General features: G+C 40.4%; 19 protein-coding genes. 14 read left to right on the top strand and 5 right to left on the bottom strand.

Annotation, left to right across the window (positions count from 1 at the left end; genetic code table 11):
* Window positions 1–68: 68 nt before the first annotated feature.
* Window positions 69–1289: a HetZ-related protein gene (locus ACSQ6I_RS22605; RefSeq protein ID WP_438892511.1), complete on the bottom strand. Its 1221-nt coding sequence runs from the start codon at window positions 1287–1289 to the stop codon at window positions 69–71.
* A 371-nt stretch (window positions 1290–1660) separates the two neighbouring features.
* Window positions 1661–2320, bottom strand: coding sequence for an L-threonylcarbamoyladenylate synthase (locus ACSQ6I_RS22600; RefSeq protein ID WP_438892510.1), 660 nt, complete (start codon window positions 2318–2320; stop codon window positions 1661–1663).
* A 157-nt stretch (window positions 2321–2477) separates the two neighbouring features.
* On the opposite strand from ACSQ6I_RS22600, the gene larC reads away from it, so the two are divergent.
* Complete coding sequence (larC, locus tag ACSQ6I_RS22595) at window positions 2478–3752, top strand: nickel pincer cofactor biosynthesis protein LarC (protein ID WP_438892509.1); 1275 nt, start codon at window positions 2478–2480, stop codon at window positions 3750–3752.
* Between the two features lie 90 nt (window positions 3753–3842).
* On the opposite strand, the gene ACSQ6I_RS22590 is transcribed toward larC, so the two are convergent.
* A complete protein-coding gene (locus tag ACSQ6I_RS22590) occupies window positions 3843–4445 on the bottom strand; it encodes a hypothetical protein (RefSeq protein WP_438892508.1) in 603 nt (200 codons plus the stop codon).
* A 44-nt stretch (window positions 4446–4489) separates the two neighbouring features.
* The gene (locus ACSQ6I_RS22585; RefSeq protein WP_438892507.1) at window positions 4490–5044 is read right to left on the bottom strand and encodes a DUF6658 family protein; all 555 of its coding nucleotides are present in this window, start codon (window positions 5042–5044) and stop codon (window positions 4490–4492) included.
* Window positions 5045–5278: 234 nt separating this feature from the next.
* Between ACSQ6I_RS22585 and ACSQ6I_RS22580 the strand changes: the two genes are divergently transcribed.
* From ACSQ6I_RS22580 to ACSQ6I_RS22555, 6 genes are all read left to right on the top strand, one after another.
* Window positions 5279–6196, top strand: a complete 918-nt coding sequence (locus ACSQ6I_RS22580; protein WP_438892506.1) for a lysylphosphatidylglycerol synthase domain-containing protein — start codon at window positions 5279–5281, stop codon at window positions 6194–6196.
* A gap of 90 nt (window positions 6197–6286) precedes the next feature.
* Window positions 6287–6925, top strand: coding sequence for a hypothetical protein (locus ACSQ6I_RS22575; protein WP_438892505.1), 639 nt, complete (start codon window positions 6287–6289; stop codon window positions 6923–6925).
* Window positions 6926–7834: 909 nt separating this feature from the next.
* Entirely contained in the window at window positions 7835–8044 is a 210-nt protein-coding gene (ndhL, locus tag ACSQ6I_RS22570) for an NAD(P)H-quinone oxidoreductase subunit L (protein WP_081593707.1), read from the top strand.
* Window positions 8045–8068: 24 nt separating this feature from the next.
* On the top strand, window positions 8069–8368 hold the full coding sequence (locus ACSQ6I_RS22565) for a DUF3007 family protein (RefSeq protein ID WP_015216127.1): 300 nt from the start codon (window positions 8069–8071) through the stop codon (window positions 8366–8368).
* 72 nt (window positions 8369–8440) lie between these two features.
* Window positions 8441–9244: a tryptophan synthase subunit alpha gene (gene trpA, locus ACSQ6I_RS22560; protein WP_438892504.1), complete on the top strand. Its 804-nt coding sequence runs from the start codon at window positions 8441–8443 to the stop codon at window positions 9242–9244.
* Window positions 9245–9483: 239 nt separating this feature from the next.
* On the top strand, window positions 9484–10143 hold the full coding sequence (locus tag ACSQ6I_RS22555) for a heterocyst differentiation related protein (protein ID WP_438892503.1): 660 nt from the start codon (window positions 9484–9486) through the stop codon (window positions 10141–10143).
* A gap of 67 nt (window positions 10144–10210) precedes the next feature.
* Here ACSQ6I_RS22555 and ACSQ6I_RS22550 read toward each other — a convergent pair whose 3' ends face one another.
* Window positions 10211–12112: a protein kinase domain-containing protein gene (locus tag ACSQ6I_RS22550; RefSeq protein ID WP_438892502.1), complete on the bottom strand. Its 1902-nt coding sequence runs from the start codon at window positions 12110–12112 to the stop codon at window positions 10211–10213.
* A gap of 165 nt (window positions 12113–12277) precedes the next feature.
* Between ACSQ6I_RS22550 and ACSQ6I_RS22545 the strand changes: the two genes are divergently transcribed.
* From ACSQ6I_RS22545 to ACSQ6I_RS22515, 7 genes are all read left to right on the top strand, one after another.
* On the top strand, window positions 12278–12766 hold the full coding sequence (locus ACSQ6I_RS22545) for a hypothetical protein (RefSeq protein WP_438892501.1): 489 nt from the start codon (window positions 12278–12280) through the stop codon (window positions 12764–12766).
* A 77-nt stretch (window positions 12767–12843) separates the two neighbouring features.
* Window positions 12844–13392: a GNAT family N-acetyltransferase gene (locus ACSQ6I_RS22540; RefSeq protein ID WP_438892500.1), complete on the top strand. Its 549-nt coding sequence runs from the start codon at window positions 12844–12846 to the stop codon at window positions 13390–13392.
* Window positions 13393–13997: 605 nt separating this feature from the next.
* Window positions 13998–15347: a magnesium transporter gene (mgtE, locus tag ACSQ6I_RS22535; RefSeq protein WP_438892499.1), complete on the top strand. Its 1350-nt coding sequence runs from the start codon at window positions 13998–14000 to the stop codon at window positions 15345–15347.
* An 85-nt stretch (window positions 15348–15432) separates the two neighbouring features.
* Window positions 15433–15576 carry a hypothetical protein gene (locus ACSQ6I_RS22530; RefSeq protein WP_438892498.1) on the top strand — a complete coding sequence of 48 codons (144 nt, stop codon included), beginning with the start codon at window positions 15433–15435 and terminating at the stop codon, window positions 15574–15576.
* A 162-nt stretch (window positions 15577–15738) separates the two neighbouring features.
* Complete coding sequence (locus ACSQ6I_RS22525) at window positions 15739–16734, top strand: aspartate carbamoyltransferase catalytic subunit (RefSeq protein ID WP_438892497.1); 996 nt, start codon at window positions 15739–15741, stop codon at window positions 16732–16734.
* A gap of 109 nt (window positions 16735–16843) precedes the next feature.
* The gene (locus tag ACSQ6I_RS22520; protein WP_438892496.1) at window positions 16844–17581 is read left to right on the top strand and encodes a Uma2 family endonuclease; all 738 of its coding nucleotides are present in this window, start codon (window positions 16844–16846) and stop codon (window positions 17579–17581) included.
* Between the two features lie 76 nt (window positions 17582–17657).
* A partial coding sequence (locus tag ACSQ6I_RS22515) for an AAA family ATPase (protein ID WP_438892495.1) occupies window positions 17658–17999 on the top strand: 342 nt, incomplete at its 3' end.

The following is a 17999-nucleotide window of genomic DNA, read 5'->3' as shown; positions in this document are numbered from 1 at the left end:
TGTTTTGTAAGAACAGGTGTATAAGGTGGATCAGGGATTCAGATAAATTTAGGAATTTCAGCTTGGGTTCAGCCGGTTTTAACTTCAGCATGACCATTGCGGATAGCCCATGCTAGTTCTAACATTTGAGTCCAGCGCTTTTGTAGCTGTTTGGGGGTACATTGGACAGCTTTTGCGATCGCTTGATCATTTTCATGAGCAGTTTTTAAATTAAAGATTTGTTGTTGCTGTTCTGTAAGTTGATTCCAAAAAGTATCCCACTGCTGGGACGATAAACCCAACTTATGTTCTAAACCAGCACCTAGCCATTGATGTACCAATTGCCAGTGGTGTTGTTTAGCAAACTTCTCAACATGATATTTAAAGCGTTGTTGCAAATAATCGCGCTGACGGCTAGTAAGTCCGAGAATTTGGTCAATTTCGGGGGCTGAGAGGTCTTGGAGTTTCAGAGAGAGATAATCCATGCAATCAGCTTGACCTTGGGACTCTAGATATTTCATCAATTCCGTAATCACGCGATCGCGTTCCGACTCCTCAGAAGGATCAAATGTCGCTTTAGCAACCATTTGTGACCTAATCTGCTGCACCGCCAAATTGCGTTGATAAGATTCTGCTTCTTCAGTCTTAGCCGAATCAACAGCCATCTCAATATCTACAGTCGTTTCCTGGGGTTGACGACGAGCAAAACCTTGAGCGCGTAACACAATCAACTGTTGATTAGCACCACCAGGTAAATTAATGCGGCGTTTAGCATACTGCTCTGTAAACGCCATATACTCAGCCAATTGTAGCTGAGTACGCGGTGTGTAATCTTCCGGTAACTCGTTTTCTCTTCTAAAAGCCTTAATCGCTTCAATATAAAAAGCTTGGAGAAAATCTTCAATCAAATTGTAACGAGCTTCAAAACCCAACTCTGAACCAGCGATCGTAACGTGGCGATAAACAATAGCACCTAAACTGCTATGTAATTCCACTCTTCCTTGTTTTGAACCCAATTGATAGTAACGCAGGCACTTTTGTAATCGGTGTCTTGCTAAAGTAATCTGCCAAGACCTGATTTGGCCAGAAGTTTGAATGCGGGAGCTTTTATCACAAATGCGTTCTACTTCTTTAGCTATACGCTTTGTTACAGATTGTACACATCCAACAGAAGCTTTTACCTGAGACTGCATTTCCTGACAGAGCAGTTGTACTAAACTATCAGATTTACTCTCTGATAAGTCTTCGGTCGAAACATCGTTATCAAAAGCAGGTGTAGAATTTGGCAGATTGACGAGGTTAGCTTTCATGACTTTTCCTGGAATTGGTATTGCACCTTAACTAAAACGCAGACACAGTACTTAAGGCCAGTCATAACAGGAAAATCTTGCTGGCATTTATCCATCAAGACTCGCCGTCTATACTGTTCACACATAAGACTGCTGTAAATTTCAAAAGTTAAGGGCTTGTCAAGTGTGTCGCTTTTTTTATCAGCAACTATATCAAAGTTGAGACATCGGTTGTGAGAGGGCGCTAAAACAAATCCAAAACCTGGTAATACCAAGATTTGCCGCCATCCCGTTTTCCGCGATCCCAGCGTATGTGAGTATGACAATTTTAAAACTGGAGTATGTTTATCACAATTTCCGAAACAGAAAGTCGCATCTGTAAGGATTAATTATTATACCCAAGCTGCTGCTGCTTCCCAACCTAACCCCCTCCGTGTAATTACTGGTTCTTCTTCCGTCAAGTCTAAAATGGTAGACACTAGAGAAGTAGGTTCTTCACCTGTGTCTATAATTATGTCCACCAAGTTATCCAAACGGTCAAATAGCTCAACCCTAGACAAAATAGATTCTGGATCTATTCCTACTATTTCATCATCTATGTCGTTTGGTGGTAAATGTGCCGAAGTGGAAATAATTGGATTTCCTAACGCTTCTAGCAATGACAAACACACGGTGTGATCTGGTACTCGAATTCCTGTCGTTTTCCGCTTGGGACTTTGCACCAGTCGCGGCACTAACTTGGTAGCAGGTAGCAAAAACGTGTAAGGTCCTGGTATCAATCGCTTCATCATCCGATAGGCTGTATCACTTACGAAGGCATAAGTCGCCACATTAGAAAGCGAGGGACATAGAAATGTCAGTGGTTTATCATTTGCCAACTGCTTGATTTGCCGCACTCTTTCCACCGCCGACTTGGCATTCAAATCACAACCAATTGCATAAACTGTATCAGTAGGGTAGAGCATGATAGCGCCGCTAGAGAGCGCTAACTTTATCTCATCTATTCGACGGTTTTGAGGATTATCAGGATGAATTGAAAAAGTTCTTGCCATAAAAGATGCTCACTGGGTAACGGGTAATAGGTAATGGTTAATGGCTCCCTTTCCCCTATCAGTAACTGATGAACCGTTAAGGGGTGACAGGTTACAGGTTATGGGTTAAAGGTAATGTGAATAGTATTACCAATCACCAATTACCAATTGATAATTTATGAATAAAATTGCTTATCTTCAATGTCCAGCGGGAATTTCCGGTGATATGTGCCTGGGTTCTTTGGTAAGTCTGGGTGTTCCCTTAGAGTATTTAGTAGAAAAACTCAATTGTTTGGGAATTGAGCAAGAATACCAATTACGGGCAGAACTTGTTCATCGGCAAACTCAGCAAGCAACTAAAATCCACGTCGATTTAGTACACCATCACCATCATCACCATGAACACTCTCACCATCATGGCCGTCACCTACCAGAAATAGAGGAAATGATTCTCAAAGCTAAGTTGCCATCACAGGCAGAAGCTTGGAGTTTAGCTGTATTTCGCCAGTTAGCAGTGGCAGAAGGGGCAGTACATGGTATTGAACCGGAAAAAGTTCATTTTCACGAAGTAGGCGCGGTAGACGCGATTGTGGATATTGTCGGTACTTGCTTGGGGTTGGATTGGTTAGGTATTGACAGCAATGAAGAAGGATTACCTCTGATCTATTGTTCAGCGTTTCCGACTGGTGGGGGAACTGTTCGCGCTGCACATGGTCAAATGGCAGTGCCAGTCCCCGCAGTATTGAAGCTGTGGGAAATGCGGAGTTGTCCAGTTTATGGTAATGGTATTGAAAAAGAACTGGTAACACCGACAGGGGCAGCGATCGCTACTACTTTAGCCAGAAACTTTGGTTCACCCCCCCCAATCACAATCACACAAGTGGGACTAGGAGCAGGTTCTCTCGACTTACCCATCCCCAATATACTACGGCTCTGGCTCGGTGAAAGTGCAAATTTACAGACAAATATTCCTGATTTTGCCGATACTAGCCCCTATTTAGAAACCATTTCTGTCCTAGAAACCCAAATTGATGACTTAAATCCCCAAGCTATCGGCTATATCTTTGAGGCTTTATTTGCTGCTGGTGCGGTGGATGTTTTTACCCAACCCATAGGCATGAAAAAATCCCGTCCAGGTATTTTATTAACTGTAATTTGTCATCCAGAACATTTAGTCACTTGTGAAGAGATTTTATTCCGCGAAACCACTACTTTAGGAATTCGTCGCACTACTGGACAACGCACTATTTTACGACGGGAAATTCAACAAGTAGAAATCCCTCTTTATGGCAAAGTTGGTGTTAAAGTTGCTTGGAAAGGATCAGCCGCAGAAAAAGTAATTACTAATGTACAGCCAGAATATGAAGATTGTGCAGACTTAGCACGAAAATATAATATTCCTTGGAGAGAAATTCAACGCATGGCGCTACAAAATTGGTATTCTCAAACTTAACTCATGTTTTACATCAATATTCACTTTTAAGTAGCAATATCCAAAAGAAAAAAGGTGGGCAATGCCCACCTTTTAAACATGAAATTAATTTTAATCAGCCTCTCTCACAGTTCTGTTGATTGCTTCTCCTGTATCCTCGGCTCGGCGTTGAATATTTTTCCCAACATCTTCAGTTCCACGTTGCACATTTTTGGTCAAATCTTTGGCAGCATTACCGACATTTTCCTGAACGTTTTCAAATCCTCGCTTTGTTCCTTTAGTAACGCCTTCCCGCAATTCTTCAGCAGAACCTCCTACATCTTCACCTAAGTTTTTTACCCTTTCACCTAGAGGTGTGCCTTGACGATAATTACGTACATATTGTTCCTTACTATCAATTCCTTTATTTTCAATGTTTCTCTGAGCATTTTCTATTAACTCATCGGCTCTAATTCTGGCTGCTTTTTCTGCATCTCTCGCTCTGGGATCTACATCACTAAAATTGTTCATCCCCCCTTGATATCTAGAGATAGGATAATCTTTTGTGGGATCATATCTTTGCACATTTGGCGGTTGTCCAGCAGGTTGGGGTGGTTGTCCGGCTATGGTGGGACGATTACAAGCTTGTGTCAAAAGAAGTAAAGCCCCTGCCAAAAATATTGTTAAAACTTTAAAGGGACGCAGATTTTGTAACCAATTAATTACTCTGTTCATATTTTCCTCTTGGTAGTTTATTGACTGACGTAAGAAATAAAATTCTATTTGCCTACGGCTGGATTTTTTTGTAATTCAGGTCTAGCATTTGCTTCATCTGATTTTTCTTTCAAAAATCCTGAAGCTTTTTCAACTGACTCTGTTACAGTTTCCATTCTGTCTTGAATGCGAGTTCCCAAATCTGGTTCACGCTGAATTAATCCACCTGGTTCAGGATGTTTAAATTCTTCTTCTGTGATAATTGGTAATTCTGCTTCTTTTTTAATTCTTCCTAAAGGTGTTTCTGCGCCAGGGTAAAGAAGTTCTGATTCTTTATTGGCAACTAATAATATTTGTGAATTTAACGGCAGACTAGCTTGATCACCTTTTTGCTTTCTTGATTCAGTAGACATTCGTGAATTTGAATTGGTATATTTATCGCCACCATTTTTATAAGGATTATTTGCTCCACCAGCCTGCACAGGAGTATTTTTGGGATTTGTCCCTTGAGCATCTACTCCACTACAAGCTGTGCTAAATATCAATAATATTCCTGACAAAAAGATAGTTACAATCTGGCGTATTTGCAGTTTCTTTAAAAAAATTATCAATTTATTCATTTATCCCTCCTTAATAGATGAGAACACATTAATTCATTTGTCAAACATTTATTCAGATTGAGGTTGATTTGTTCATGTGAACAAACTCCATCAAGTTTAATTATTTATAAATAGTCTCAACCTCTAGCTTAGGTCACATTTTACGGCTGAGACAATTTTGTTTTTCTCTAACTAGAGAGAGAGATTATTTAATATAATTATTTTGGGCAATTTAATGATGAAATTACACAAATAATGAAAAAGATTTTACGCTGGTTCATTTTGGGAGGAACGCTGTTTTTTTTAGGAAAAGCGTTGAAGGATAATTGGATAGAAGTAACTTCTATCCGTATTGATGCAGCGGGATGGGCAATTTTAGCAATTGCTACAGGTGTAACTTTACTTGCACATACGTGGGCTGGTTGGATATGGACTTGGGTGTTGAAAGAGTTAAATCAAGCTGTACCAACTTTTCCATTTATCCAAGTTTATTTAAAAACTAACATTGCTAAGTATTTACCTGGTAATGTTTGGCATTACTACGGACGAATTTTAGCGGCTAAAAATGCTAATGTCTCTACTGGTGCGGCGACTTTAAGCGTTTTGCTAGAACCGTTACTGATGCTTGCAGCAGCTTTAATTATTATTTTATTATTCGGTAGTCAATTAGCTGTCAGTAATACTAATACTGGCGTGCAAATTCTCCAATTGGTGGGTTTAGCTGTGGTACTGGGTGCAGTTCATCCTCGGTTTCTGAACCCAGCAATTCGCTTTTTGTACCAACTAAAGAACAAAAAATCTGAATCTGAAAATCAACCTATTAGTAGTTTAATTATTGAACGCTATCCTCTCAAACCATTATTAGGAGAGTTGGTTTTTTTGGGGCTGCGTGGTACTGGTTTTATATTAACTATCTTTGCTCTAAGTTCATTAAACTTGAGCCAAATTCCTTTATTGCTTGCTGCTTTTAGTTTTGCTTGGGTTTTAGGCTTAGTTGTACCTGGTTCCCCTGGTGGGTTAGGGGTTTTTGAAGCTACAGCACTGACGCTTTTACAGCATCATTTTTCCACTGCTTTAGTAATTAGTGCGATCGCACTTTATCGTCTCATTAGCATCTTAGCAGAAATTGCCGGTGCTGCCTTGGCTTCCCTCGACGAACGCCTTGCGAATTAAGCGACTGTGAACTATCCAAGATTGCTAAGGAAACCCAATCAAAACACCAGCAGAAAATACTCTAGAACGAACTCTTTTAAGGTGTGCAATATGGCAACCAATACTATCTCAATAAGCGATATAAGTTTTGTACAAGTACGTTTAATTGAGGTACGCGATACAGGACATATCAATGTAAATGATCGGCATTTTGCGCTCAAAGCAGGAGCAAGCATTGATATCACTCCATCCCTTTGTGAGGGTATTAATATCATCACACTTGTTGTTAACACAAACTCTATCAAAGATGATCCCTTGAGGTTGGTGGGTGGAAAGTGTGAGTGGCTAGGAACATTTGAGGTTTATGTAGATGGAGCGATCGCTGGTTCGTATTCAAAACGGGGTGCGTACATTATAGGGGGAAAGGAAAATATAATTGCGTCCATAGAGGTAAACGTTGCAAGGGATGCGAGTAAACCTACAGTTATGCAGCTTATCAATCAATTGCAAAGAGTACAGGGCATAACTGATGCGAACAAAACAGATTTTTCTCAGTCTCATCCTCATATCGGTTTCAAAAATGGCGTAACCATTCACACCTGGAAAAATTATGCAGGTGTTGATCATGTTTTTATTACTGATCGTTCAGGAAAATGTGTCTATGGAGGATATGTTGGGTGGATACACTCGAAATACCTACAAATCGCTCTTCAAACACTGCACAACGAGTTTAGGGAGCATATTGTCTAAAAGGAAAACAAGTAAACGATTGCCTTCTACACCCTTTTTTAGTAGTGCGACAGTCAGTAGATTTGCTCTTAAAGTAACACTAAAAGAAGTTGGTTTGGAATCATAAGTTTGCCACCTTTATTAGAAACATAAACTCACCATAATGGTAAAGTTATCGGTAAACTCAAAATTACAAATTATTTAAATGGGGGTGGGGGGACTTGAACCCCCACGACCGTTTAAGGTCAACGGATTTTCATTCTTCCACAGCTTTCACTGTTGCCTTGTTGCTTGCACAACTTCAGGCTTTAAGAATTGGACTCTCCCTTTACCCTCGGCTTTACGTTAGGGTAGCTCCCGTCGAGTCTCTGCACCTTCCCTGAATTTTGAATTTCTGATTTCAAATTGAAAACCAAATTAAAATCTTAATCCTAAAATTTCTGGGCTTGGCTCAGGATTGCCATATCTGTAAACAGATTTAGGTTTCCCTGAATTTGAGAGCTTCCACTTGAAAGATTTCTCTATCAAGGCTCAGTTTTCTAAGTCCGTAGCGTCTACCATTCCGCCACACCCCCAAGGGTTTTTGATGTTTAGAGGCTCAAAAAACCTCCTCATCTATTTCATCATTAATTGCGTATTTTGTGCAAGTAGTTTTCAAAATTTTTTTCAAATACTACTTTTTTTCAATTTAGCCTCAAAATCACACTTTTTAGGTGATGACCTTGTTTAACTTGGTTGCACAACCGCGTTTAATGGCGAAATATTACCATAACACAATATAAACTTTTTTTCAAATTATTGCAAGTCAGACAAAATTAATTTATTTGCTTTCCCGACAAAACTGATGAGTGATACTTCCCTGAGTCCGACCATTCAGCATATTATGGGGATAGATGCACCGAATAGTCTTCTCAAATCCGATAAAGAATTATGGTTGTAGCGCTACTATATCTAATTTTGGCCGGAGCTTATCTTCTGGTAATCCCAATGGCTGTAATGCTTTATCTAAAGCTACGGTGGTATACGGCTAGTTCTGTTGAACGTGTGTTCATGTACTTTTTAGTGTTCTTCTTCTTTCCGGGTTTGTTGCTGCTTTCGCCCATTGCGAATTTTCGACCCCGGCGCAGACAAATTGTTTAACTTGATTGGTAGGTCATAACTCTCATGCGACGCATTGATGCAATCGGAATTGCTTTGGGGATTTTTGTGGCTGGTGGCTTGGCCTATGCAGGATTACAGCTAGTCGGGTTAGATGGACAAAAAGCTGGAATTTGGAGTCAAGTTTTACTGGTTTTTGGGTTGTTGGGCTGGTTGTCCACATATCTTTTCCGAGCAGGTAGCAAAAAAATGACCTACCATCAACAACGGGAAGAGTATGAAAAGGCATTCTTACAAAAGCGACTAGATGAACTCACTCCTGAAGAATTAGCAAAAATACAAGCTGAAATTGAATCAGGGAATTAGGTGACAGGTGACGGAAAAGATCAGAAGATGGGGAGAATATGTTCCCAGTTTCCTATTCCTCTCTTCTGACTAATGACTGCAATTTCTCGTTGTTTTGAAACTTTAAGACGGAATCAAGAGTGCGCTCTGATTCCGTTTATTACTGCCGGTGATCCTGATTTGGAAACGACAGCTAAGGCTTTACAAGTTTTAGATCGCTCTGGAGCCGACATAATTGAGTTGGGTGTTCCTTATTCTGATCCTTTGGCTGATGGCCCTGTGATTCAAGCAGCTGCTACCCGTGCGTTGGCAAGGGGTACTACTTTGGATCAGGTGCTGGCAATGTTGCAAGCAACTACTCCTAGTTTAAAAGCACCAATTATTTTATTTACGTATTACAACCCGATTTTACACCGGGGAATTGATAAGTTTCTTCAGCAAATTAAGGCTGCTGGTGTAGCAGGTTTGGTAGTTCCTGATTTACCTTTGGAAGAGGCAGCAGGGTTATTAAAACCAGCGAGTGAGATGGAGATTGATTTAACTCTGTTGGTAGCTCCTACTAGCTCTACTGAGAGGATAGAAGCGATCGCCCGTGCTTCCCAAGGATTTATCTATTTGGTGAGTGTGACTGGTGTCACAGGAATGCGATCGCAAATGGAAAGCCGAGTTTCCGATTTACTCACACAAATTCGCTCTGTGACAGATAAACCCATCGGCGTGGGCTTTGGTATTTCTGACATTGAACAAGCGCATCAAGTCCGAGAATGGGGCGCAGATGCAGCAATTGTGGGTAGTGCTGTAGTCAAACGTTTAGCAGAAGGAACACCAGAACAAGGACTAGATGCGATCGCTCAATTTTGCCAAAATCTGAAGACCGCAATCACAACTACCTCTTGATGATTTGGGAAAATTAGATTAAAAAGTATAACAGGGTAGTTTTTTTACCATCCATTAGTGGACAATTTGACTGATATGGTCTTGAATATTAACAGCACATACTAAGGTAAAAAAACTACCTGATATATTTGCTTATAGTTTGAGTCTTATTGTGAATTGAAGTAGGCAAGCAATATGAGTGTGAGAGTAAGTCAGTCAAAATCTAGTTACGCTGCCGTCGTAGTTGAGGGATAAAAGCAATGAGTGAAAGTATGGCATTTATCGGCGGAGTTGCTGTAGCTGGTCTGGCGGCTCTCCTCCTGCTAAAAGGAACAAATACTCCTATACAACAATCTAACTTTGCTGCTACACCGCAAATGCCATCATTTGTACAGCCCCAGTTAATGCAGCAACCTGTGCAGTATCCCCCTAATTACGGGCAACCAGCATATCCATATCAACAACCAGTAGCTCCTAATTCCGACCAGCGTGTGGAAATGGAAAAGCTGAATACGACTATGGAGAAGTTGAAGACCGACAACGAACAGTTGAGGTTACAAAACCTACAACTCCAGGGACAAGTACAGAATTTCACCCAGCAGCAGTGGCAATTAGCCCAGCAGCAAAATCAACAAAAAATATCATCTGTACTCCCATCTGAACAGAAAGCTTGGTGGGAATCACCTATAATTTGGGCAGTTGGGGGAGCAACACTAACTATCGGTGGTGGTGTTGTTGTGGCTGGAGTCTTATCTCTATTTTCTCCAAAACAACATCGTCCTACCCGCACCGTGCAGGTAATTCATCCCTACAATGGCCCCACACCACCATTAGCAAATGTCCGTCGGGCTGAGTTTTTACCCTCCACTCGGATGGAAACCAGACGCATGGAAACGGCAGAATACGATGAACTACACTAGAACTTGATTTAATACGGTCAGGCTGGTGATGGGTAATGGGAAGAAGATAGTTTCCATTACCAGGCATTTACAAAGCGCTAGCTGGCTTGTCTGTAGCACCTGGAGTTTGTGTAGAAGTCGGTTTATTTTCATTACTATTCTTATCTTCCTGAGGAAGAACCTGTTTAGCCGCATTTTCAGATGCTTGTTTAAACATTGGTTCTAATTTATCTTGCCAGTATTTAATATTGGGTAATTTTTCAGGATTATCTCGATAAGCTAAAACTTGATCCCATTTACCATCATCAATAGCTTTATTGATATCATTAGCCAGTGCTTCAGCCTTTGCCCAATCATTCTGCCATTGATTAACAATCTGAACAGTTTCCTTGATTCCTGATGCAGCATTGGCAGGTATTGATCTCAGTATAGCGATCGCACCTTGCAAATCTCCAGACTCAAACTTCTGTCTAGCTTGTGCGACAATTTTATCCTTATCCTTACCAGCTTGAGTTTTTTCAGATTCTGATATTTCTGGCTGAGAAGTAGCTATAGGTACAGGTTTAACTTGCGGTTTAGGAACAGGGATAGATGTAATTAAAGAACTATCATCTACCGTTTGCACAGAAATACCTTGATCCCTTAAGCAAGAAATCCAATTGTCATTATTAGTAATAACATCGGAATGCGCCCAAGCCAAACGTCCGGACTTGAGTTTCAGTTCAATCCAACCCCGTTTTGTGCGCTTGCCAGTGACATCAAATTGGCTATTATCACCAACAGTTTTCAAAATATTATCAGAATTAATTGCACTCGGTTCAGAACGGATATTAGAATTAGCCACCACTACAGCCAAGCAGTTGTTTTCCAATGTGCGATCGTTCCCTGTCCAATTAGCAGTTAAATTTTTCACATTTGGATATAAATTTGTCACCAAAGCCGCTGCACCACCTGCTAATAATACGCCAATTACCAAAGGCAATGGATCAGGTTTGTTAGACTCTCTCAAAACAGGCTTAGAAACCACTGGATTAGCGGGTGCAACAGCCACCGTGTGCTGTGAAAACACTTGAGAAGAGGGGGTCTTAGGGATTTGGTAACTAACTTGCTTAGGAGCCTCTGAAGATAGGGAATATCCAGAAGTAAGATTCATCAACTCTCTACAGGCTTGCAGCGCTTCCGTAGCGGTTTGGTAGCGGTCTTTAAAGTGATAACGTACCATTTTGCTGAGAATTTCTGCCAAACGGTAGTCAACAGGCAGAAAATGCTGCCAGAGAATTTCACCAGTATTGGGATCTTCTTGTAATTGCTTGGCGGGTACTCCCGTTAAAGCTTGAATAGCAATGATACCCAGAGAATAAATATCACTATTAGGACGGGGTTTGCCTTGTCCTTGTTCTGTAGGCATATAGCCAGGAGTACCAATCGCTACTGTCGCCGTGAGTTGTGCGCCAACTGTCACTAAGGGCGATGCCTGCGACGGGCAAGGCCAACTCAATTGTTTAACTGCCCCAAAGTCTACTAAAACTAATCTATAATCAGCAGCGCGACGGATAATATTATCTGGCTTAATGTCGCGATGAATGACACCTTGTTGATGGACAAATTCTAAAATACCCAGAACTTCCAGCAACAATTGGATAACTTGGCCTTCATTCCAAGGTTGTCCGGGAATTAATTCCTCACTCAGAGTATGTCCGTCAACATATTCTTGAACTAAGAAAAATTCTTGATTTTCGTCAAAATAAGCCAACAGTCGGGGTATTTGGTCATGATTACCCAGTTTTTCTAAGGTTTCGGCTTCACTGTTGAAGAGACGTTTGGCCGTTTCAAAAATTTTGGGGTCAGTGCTGGCGGATTTGAGGTGTTTAACAACGCAGATCGGATTGCCTGGCCGCCTAGTATCTTGGGCAATGTAGGTTTGACCAAATCCTCCTTTCGCCAAGATGCGAATGACTTGGTATCGGTGGTCTAGTAGTTTGCCTATCATATTCCCTCCCCAGTTTTAATACCTAATTTTCCAGATAGTAATAGATATCTCCAAATTTTCTTTGAGGAAATCCGCTATCTTGAGAAAAGATTTAGACTCAAAACGCAGTTTTTTAATAAAAACAACAAATTGTTACTTTTCATTTAGTATCTCTGTTAACTAGTAATGCCACCTAAGATAACAAACTCCACTACATGGCAGCAAGCTGAACTCCTCATGCAACCTGCATTTATTCGCGTTGTCGATAATATTCGTAAGCATCTTGATGTATCTTCCTGGAAAGGAACTTACTACGATGTACTGATTTGGCCGCCTAACACAACTGATGAAACAAAAGCCTTGGTGACACAGTTGTTGCAAGATATGGAATCTGCAACACACGAACAGGTGGAAGATATCAGAGAAAATATTGCCCATCTGCCTATGCCCCATCCAGGATACCATCTGCGCTTGCAACGTCAAGAGCAGCAAGTAAATGTGGATTTGTGGGATATTTGTTACCAAGTGTGTTTTTTAAATTACAGTGCAGGGATTTGTGATGTTGATATTGATACTAGCTTAATTGATGAGTTAGGAGAAGTGGATTGGCAACATCTGGAAGAAAAGACAAAAGAGCTAGTTAAACACCTATTTGATAGTTTACCAGAGGGTTGAAGTGTGGAGGGTGTGGTGTGTGGGGTGCTGTGTGCGAATATACAGGGTTTTGGTATTGGGCATAGGGATGAGAATAAATGGATTTTTGTATTCGATTAGCTCACTTAGAAGATATTCCGACGCTGACGACTTTAATCTCAGAGTCTGCCAGAGTTTTGCAATCAGGCTACTACAGTTCAGAACAAATTGAAGGCGCACTGGGCATAGTTTTTGGGGTTGATAGTCAACTAATTCAAGACAAAACGTACTTTGTGGCTGAGAATAATCACCAGATTGTTGGTTGTGGTGGTTGGAGTCAGCGCAAAACGCTTTATGGAGGTGATTCAGGCAAAAATAATCAAGAGGACAGTCTGCTCAACCCAGACACTGACTCAGCAAAGATTCGTGCATTTTTTGTTCATCCAAAATGGGCGCGTCGAGGAATTGGAACTCAGATTATGCAAGCATCTGAAAAGGCGGCTGAACTTGCTAAATTTAAGGACGCTGAGATTATTGCAACGCTGGCTGGAGAGCCTCTCTACACAAAATTTGGTTATCAGGTGATTGAGCGGTTTGAAATTTCTCTACAAAATAGTCAGTTTCTCCCCGTTGTCCGTATGTTTAAGAGCTTTATGAGTAGCCCATGAAGTCATTTTACCCAACTATTTAAGAGATATCAGGTTGGGCAAATCTGCATTATTATATATACTGCAAAAGATTTGAGAATATTCTGATCTCCTTCTAATTCTTCCTCCTGACTCCTGACTTCTGACTCCTAGCCCTAACGGAAAGACTTTTTCAGCAAGCCCTATGTAGGTCAAAGATATATCAGCAGTTAGTTGAGACTGAACTAAAAATCAAAAAAGTGATCGTGCTGACAAAGCCTCAAAGTTAAAAATAAAAACTATTTTTTGTAATTCAAATATATTGATTTTGTAAAGTTTGTCAGTAAAGAGGCTGTTTGACTTGACACAGATTAATACAGTAGTAAAATCTCTAAATTAAACAGAAATCAAAGCGGTGTTATCCATACTAGTGTACAATTCTACCAACAAGGTGCATTAGTACCAAGAATCTATCCGAGAAAACCATTCTGGGGTAGGATGATAAGTCAACGATGCTTTAATCCAATATCAATAATATTGAGTTTTTAAGATTTTATGGACAGATGTCCACCAGATGGCAGTAGCAACCTCCTCTAAGCTGGCGAGATAGTCTCCCAGCGTGGGGGAGACTATAGGAGGTATTTACTATGCTCACACAAGATGTTCGCAATGCCCTAGACATTGCTGACTTGAATCAACTTAAATTGGATTTAAACCATTTACAACCCGTAGATGTTGGAGAATACATCACACAGTTGCCTGAAAAACAAAGAGCGATCGCTTTTCGTCTCCTCAACAAGGCTCAGGCTATAGATGTTTTTGAATATTTACCTACAGAAATACAAGAAGAACTCATAAATTCTCTCCATGATGTCCAAGTTGTACATCTAGTGGAAGAGATGAGTCCTGACGAACGAGCAGAATTGTTTGATGAACTACCAGCAGGAGTAGTCAAACGGCTATTACAACAATTAAGCCCAGAACAAAGACAGGCTACAGCAACCATTCTCGGCTACCCAGAAGGAACTGCTGGAAGGGTAATGACAACGGAATATGTTCGGTTACGTCAAGGCTTAACTGTGGGTGAAGCTTTAAGTAAAATCCGCCTGCAAGACGAAGATAAAGAAACAATTTACTATGCTTATGTCACAGATGATAACCGTACCTTAGTAAGTGTTGTTTCCTTGCGACAGTTGTTATTTACTTTTCCCGAAGTCTTAATTAAAGATATTGCTAGTGATCATGTAATTAAAGTTAAAACTGAAACTTCCCAAGAAGAAGTTGCTCGCATTATGCAGCGTTATGACTTAATAGCGATGCCAGTAGTTGATAGAGAAGATAGATTAGTAGGAATTATTACCATTGATGATGTCATTGATATTTTAGAAGAAGAAGCAACTGAAGATATTCAAAAATTGGCGGGGGTAAGTGGTGATGAATCTGCTTTATCTTCTCCACTGGTAACAATTTGCAAACGATTGCCTTGGTTGTTAGGGATTATGGGATTGTATATAGGTGCTGCTAGTGCGATCGCTCCTTTTCAATCTGTAATTGCTGCTGTACCAGTCCTCGCTGTGATTATGCCCATTTTTTCTAACACAGGTGGCACTGTCGGCATCCAATCTTTAACCGTCACTATTCGCGGCTTAGGAGTGGGAGAAGTCACACCCAAAGATACTCTGAAAATTCTTCGCAAAGAACTGTTAGCGGGTTTAGGAACAGCCTTAGCTTTGTGCATAACTATGATGCTGCTGTCTCTAATTTGGGCTAAACCCCAAGAAAGATGGGTAGCCTTGATTGCAGGAACAGTCATGGCGACTAATACAATTGTTGCTGTTACCCTTGGTACGTTACTACCGATGGCTTTAACCCGTTGGAAGCTAGATCCGGCTTTAATGAGTGGTCCATTAGTCACCACACTTCTGGATACAATTGGCTTTTTAACCTTCCTCAGCATGATTTCTATTACTTTAAAGGTTTTTAATCTACAACCTTAATAGCCACATTTGCCGAAAAATTGAAGTCTGCACTTAGCAACTTTTAGAGTGAGAGTTATGGACAGATTTATTATTTGGTAGGCAAATGGTAGAACAATTCCGGGAATTACAACAGCAATTGCTACAAAAATACTTAGTAATTACCGAAAATGTAAAAGCCAAAGAAAGCGAGAATCCTAATATTCCTGATTGGCTGATAACAGCCAGTTATGAGCTGTATGTAACTTAGGCATTAATTAGTTAGTGTGATGAGACTTTAGTTATACTGAATCAGATATTACAAAAAAAATGATAGAACAAAGGTGTGATTATTTGCGTCTACATATGTAAATTCACAAGCTGTAGAGAAACATTCAGTATCAATCTCTACAACCGAAATTAATAGTTATTTATGCCTAGTACTACCTGGAATCGTCATCACATTCTTTCCCTGGCTGACTTCACAACTGTTGAATATAACGCGGTTTTGCAAACTGCGGCCTCATTTCAAGAGGTACTATCACGGAGAACAAAAAAAGTACCTACCTTACAGGGACAGGTGGTGGCCAATCTATTTTTTGAATCCTCTACCCGCACACGCAGTAGTTTTGAAATTGCTGCTAAACGGTTAAGTGCGGATACCCTCAACTTTGCAGCTGCGACTTCTTCCATGACAAAGGGAGAGACAATTCTCGATACAGCGAAGACCTATTTAGCGATGGGAACTGATATTATGGTGATTCGCCATCGAGAAGCGGGAGTACCGCAAGCGATCGCTCAAGAAATGGATCGTCTAGGTGTCAAAGTCAGTGTCCTCAACGCCGGTGATGGTCAACACGAGCATCCTTCCCAAGGATTACTTGACTTATTTACCATTTGTACATTAATTGATCCAGCCCGACCCCGCATTGAACTATTACAAGGTAAAAAAATTGCCTTGGTTGGTGATATTCTCCATTCTCGCGTAGCACGTTCCAATATTTGGAGTTTAATTGCCAGTGGTGCTGAAGTTCATCTCGCTGCACCTCCAACATTATTACCTAAATTCTTTAGCGAATATTTAGGTGAACCAGCAAACACAGGAAAGTTATTCACCCATTGGCAAATAGAACCAGCTTTAGAAAATGCCGATTATGTCATGACATTGCGGTTACAAAAAGAGCGGATGACGGCTCATTTATTGCCAAGTTTGCGAGAATATCATCAACTATTTGGCATTACCCGCGCCAAACTCAAACTGTGTAAACCTAATGTCAAAGTTTTACATCCAGGCCCAGTTAATCGGGGTGTGGAAATTAGCTCTGACTTAATGGATGATCCTGAATTTAGCTTAATTCAATCACAAGTTACCAGTGGCGTAGCCGTGCGGATGGCGTTGTTGTATTTTATTGGTAGTGGTAGAGCCTGATAGCAGGGGATAGGAGATAGGGAAAATCACCCAGTCCCCATCTCACTTTCGTAAATTGGCAAAGATATGATCGGATAAAATAAAAACAAATCAACAAGAGGCAGTCTTTATGGCAACCCAAATCAGTGAAATCAAATCTACCACTGAACCGGTCATCTCTTGGGAAGCCTTACCCGATGATTTTCAGTTAGAGGATGAACCGGTGGAAAATACAGGACAGCCAATTTTGGCTGGTGCTTTGCGAGAAAGCTTAGAAATTGCTGGTTTTATTCAGCCGCAGATGTTGATAGCCTCGAATTTTGGTTTATGTGCCACATTAGACGGTCAATTTATCGCTAAAGCACCTGATTGGCTATATATTCCTTCAGTGAAAGAGATTGTCCCTGAACGCAAAAGTTACACACCCAATTTAGAAGGGGATGTTCCGGCTATAGTTATAGAATTTTTATCAGATACTGAAGGTGGAGAATATTCTGTTAAGCGAACATATCCACCTGGAAAATGGTTTTTTTACGAGCAAATTTTGCAAGTTCCTATTTATGTAGTTTTTGATCCAGATGGCGGTTTATTAGAATTTTATCAACTAGAAAATGGTCGCTACGAATTAAAACAACCGAATGAAAATGGTCTGCATTGGATTGATGCAATGGGCTTATTTTTGGGAACTTGGAGAGGAGAAAAAGAAGCCAGAACAGGGTATTGGTTAAGATGGTGGGATAAAGCGGGTAATTTGTTACCTTGGTCTGTAGAAAAGATTGCACAAGAACGTCAGGAGAAAGAACGGCTAATAGCTTATTTAAAATCCCAGGGGATTGATCCGAATAATTTACCCAAAAGAACGACTTAGTGATATTTGTAGGGGTTTAGCAATACTAAACCCTTACAACGCGTATAATAATATATCTCAATTTCCTTTCAAACAGATGTTATCTAAATTAAAAGTTCAACACTACAAAAGCCTTTTTGATACAGAAGTGGATTTAGAACCATTGACTGTATTCATTGGACCGAATGGCTCTGGAAAATCGAATATTTGTGAAGCTTTAGCTGTATTGTCTGATTTTCTGAAGCGACTTATGGATAATACAGGAAATGTAGAAGCTATCAGTTTTCTGTCTCAGTCATTAACAACTTTAAGCACAAATCCGCAAAGTCTAGAATCTAAATTTTGGCAGGGAAATACAGATTTTATTTTATTAGAAGTTAGCGCACTAACTGAAAATACTCATCCTTTTTTAGACATATCAGTTCATCTTGATTATCCT

This window comes from Anabaena sp. WFMT (assembly GCF_051781005.1).
Classification (GTDB): domain Bacteria; phylum Cyanobacteriota; class Cyanobacteriia; order Cyanobacteriales; family Nostocaceae; genus Anabaena.
The sequence above is the reverse complement of the archived record's forward strand: the minus strand, read 5'-3'. Positions and strand labels throughout refer to the sequence as shown.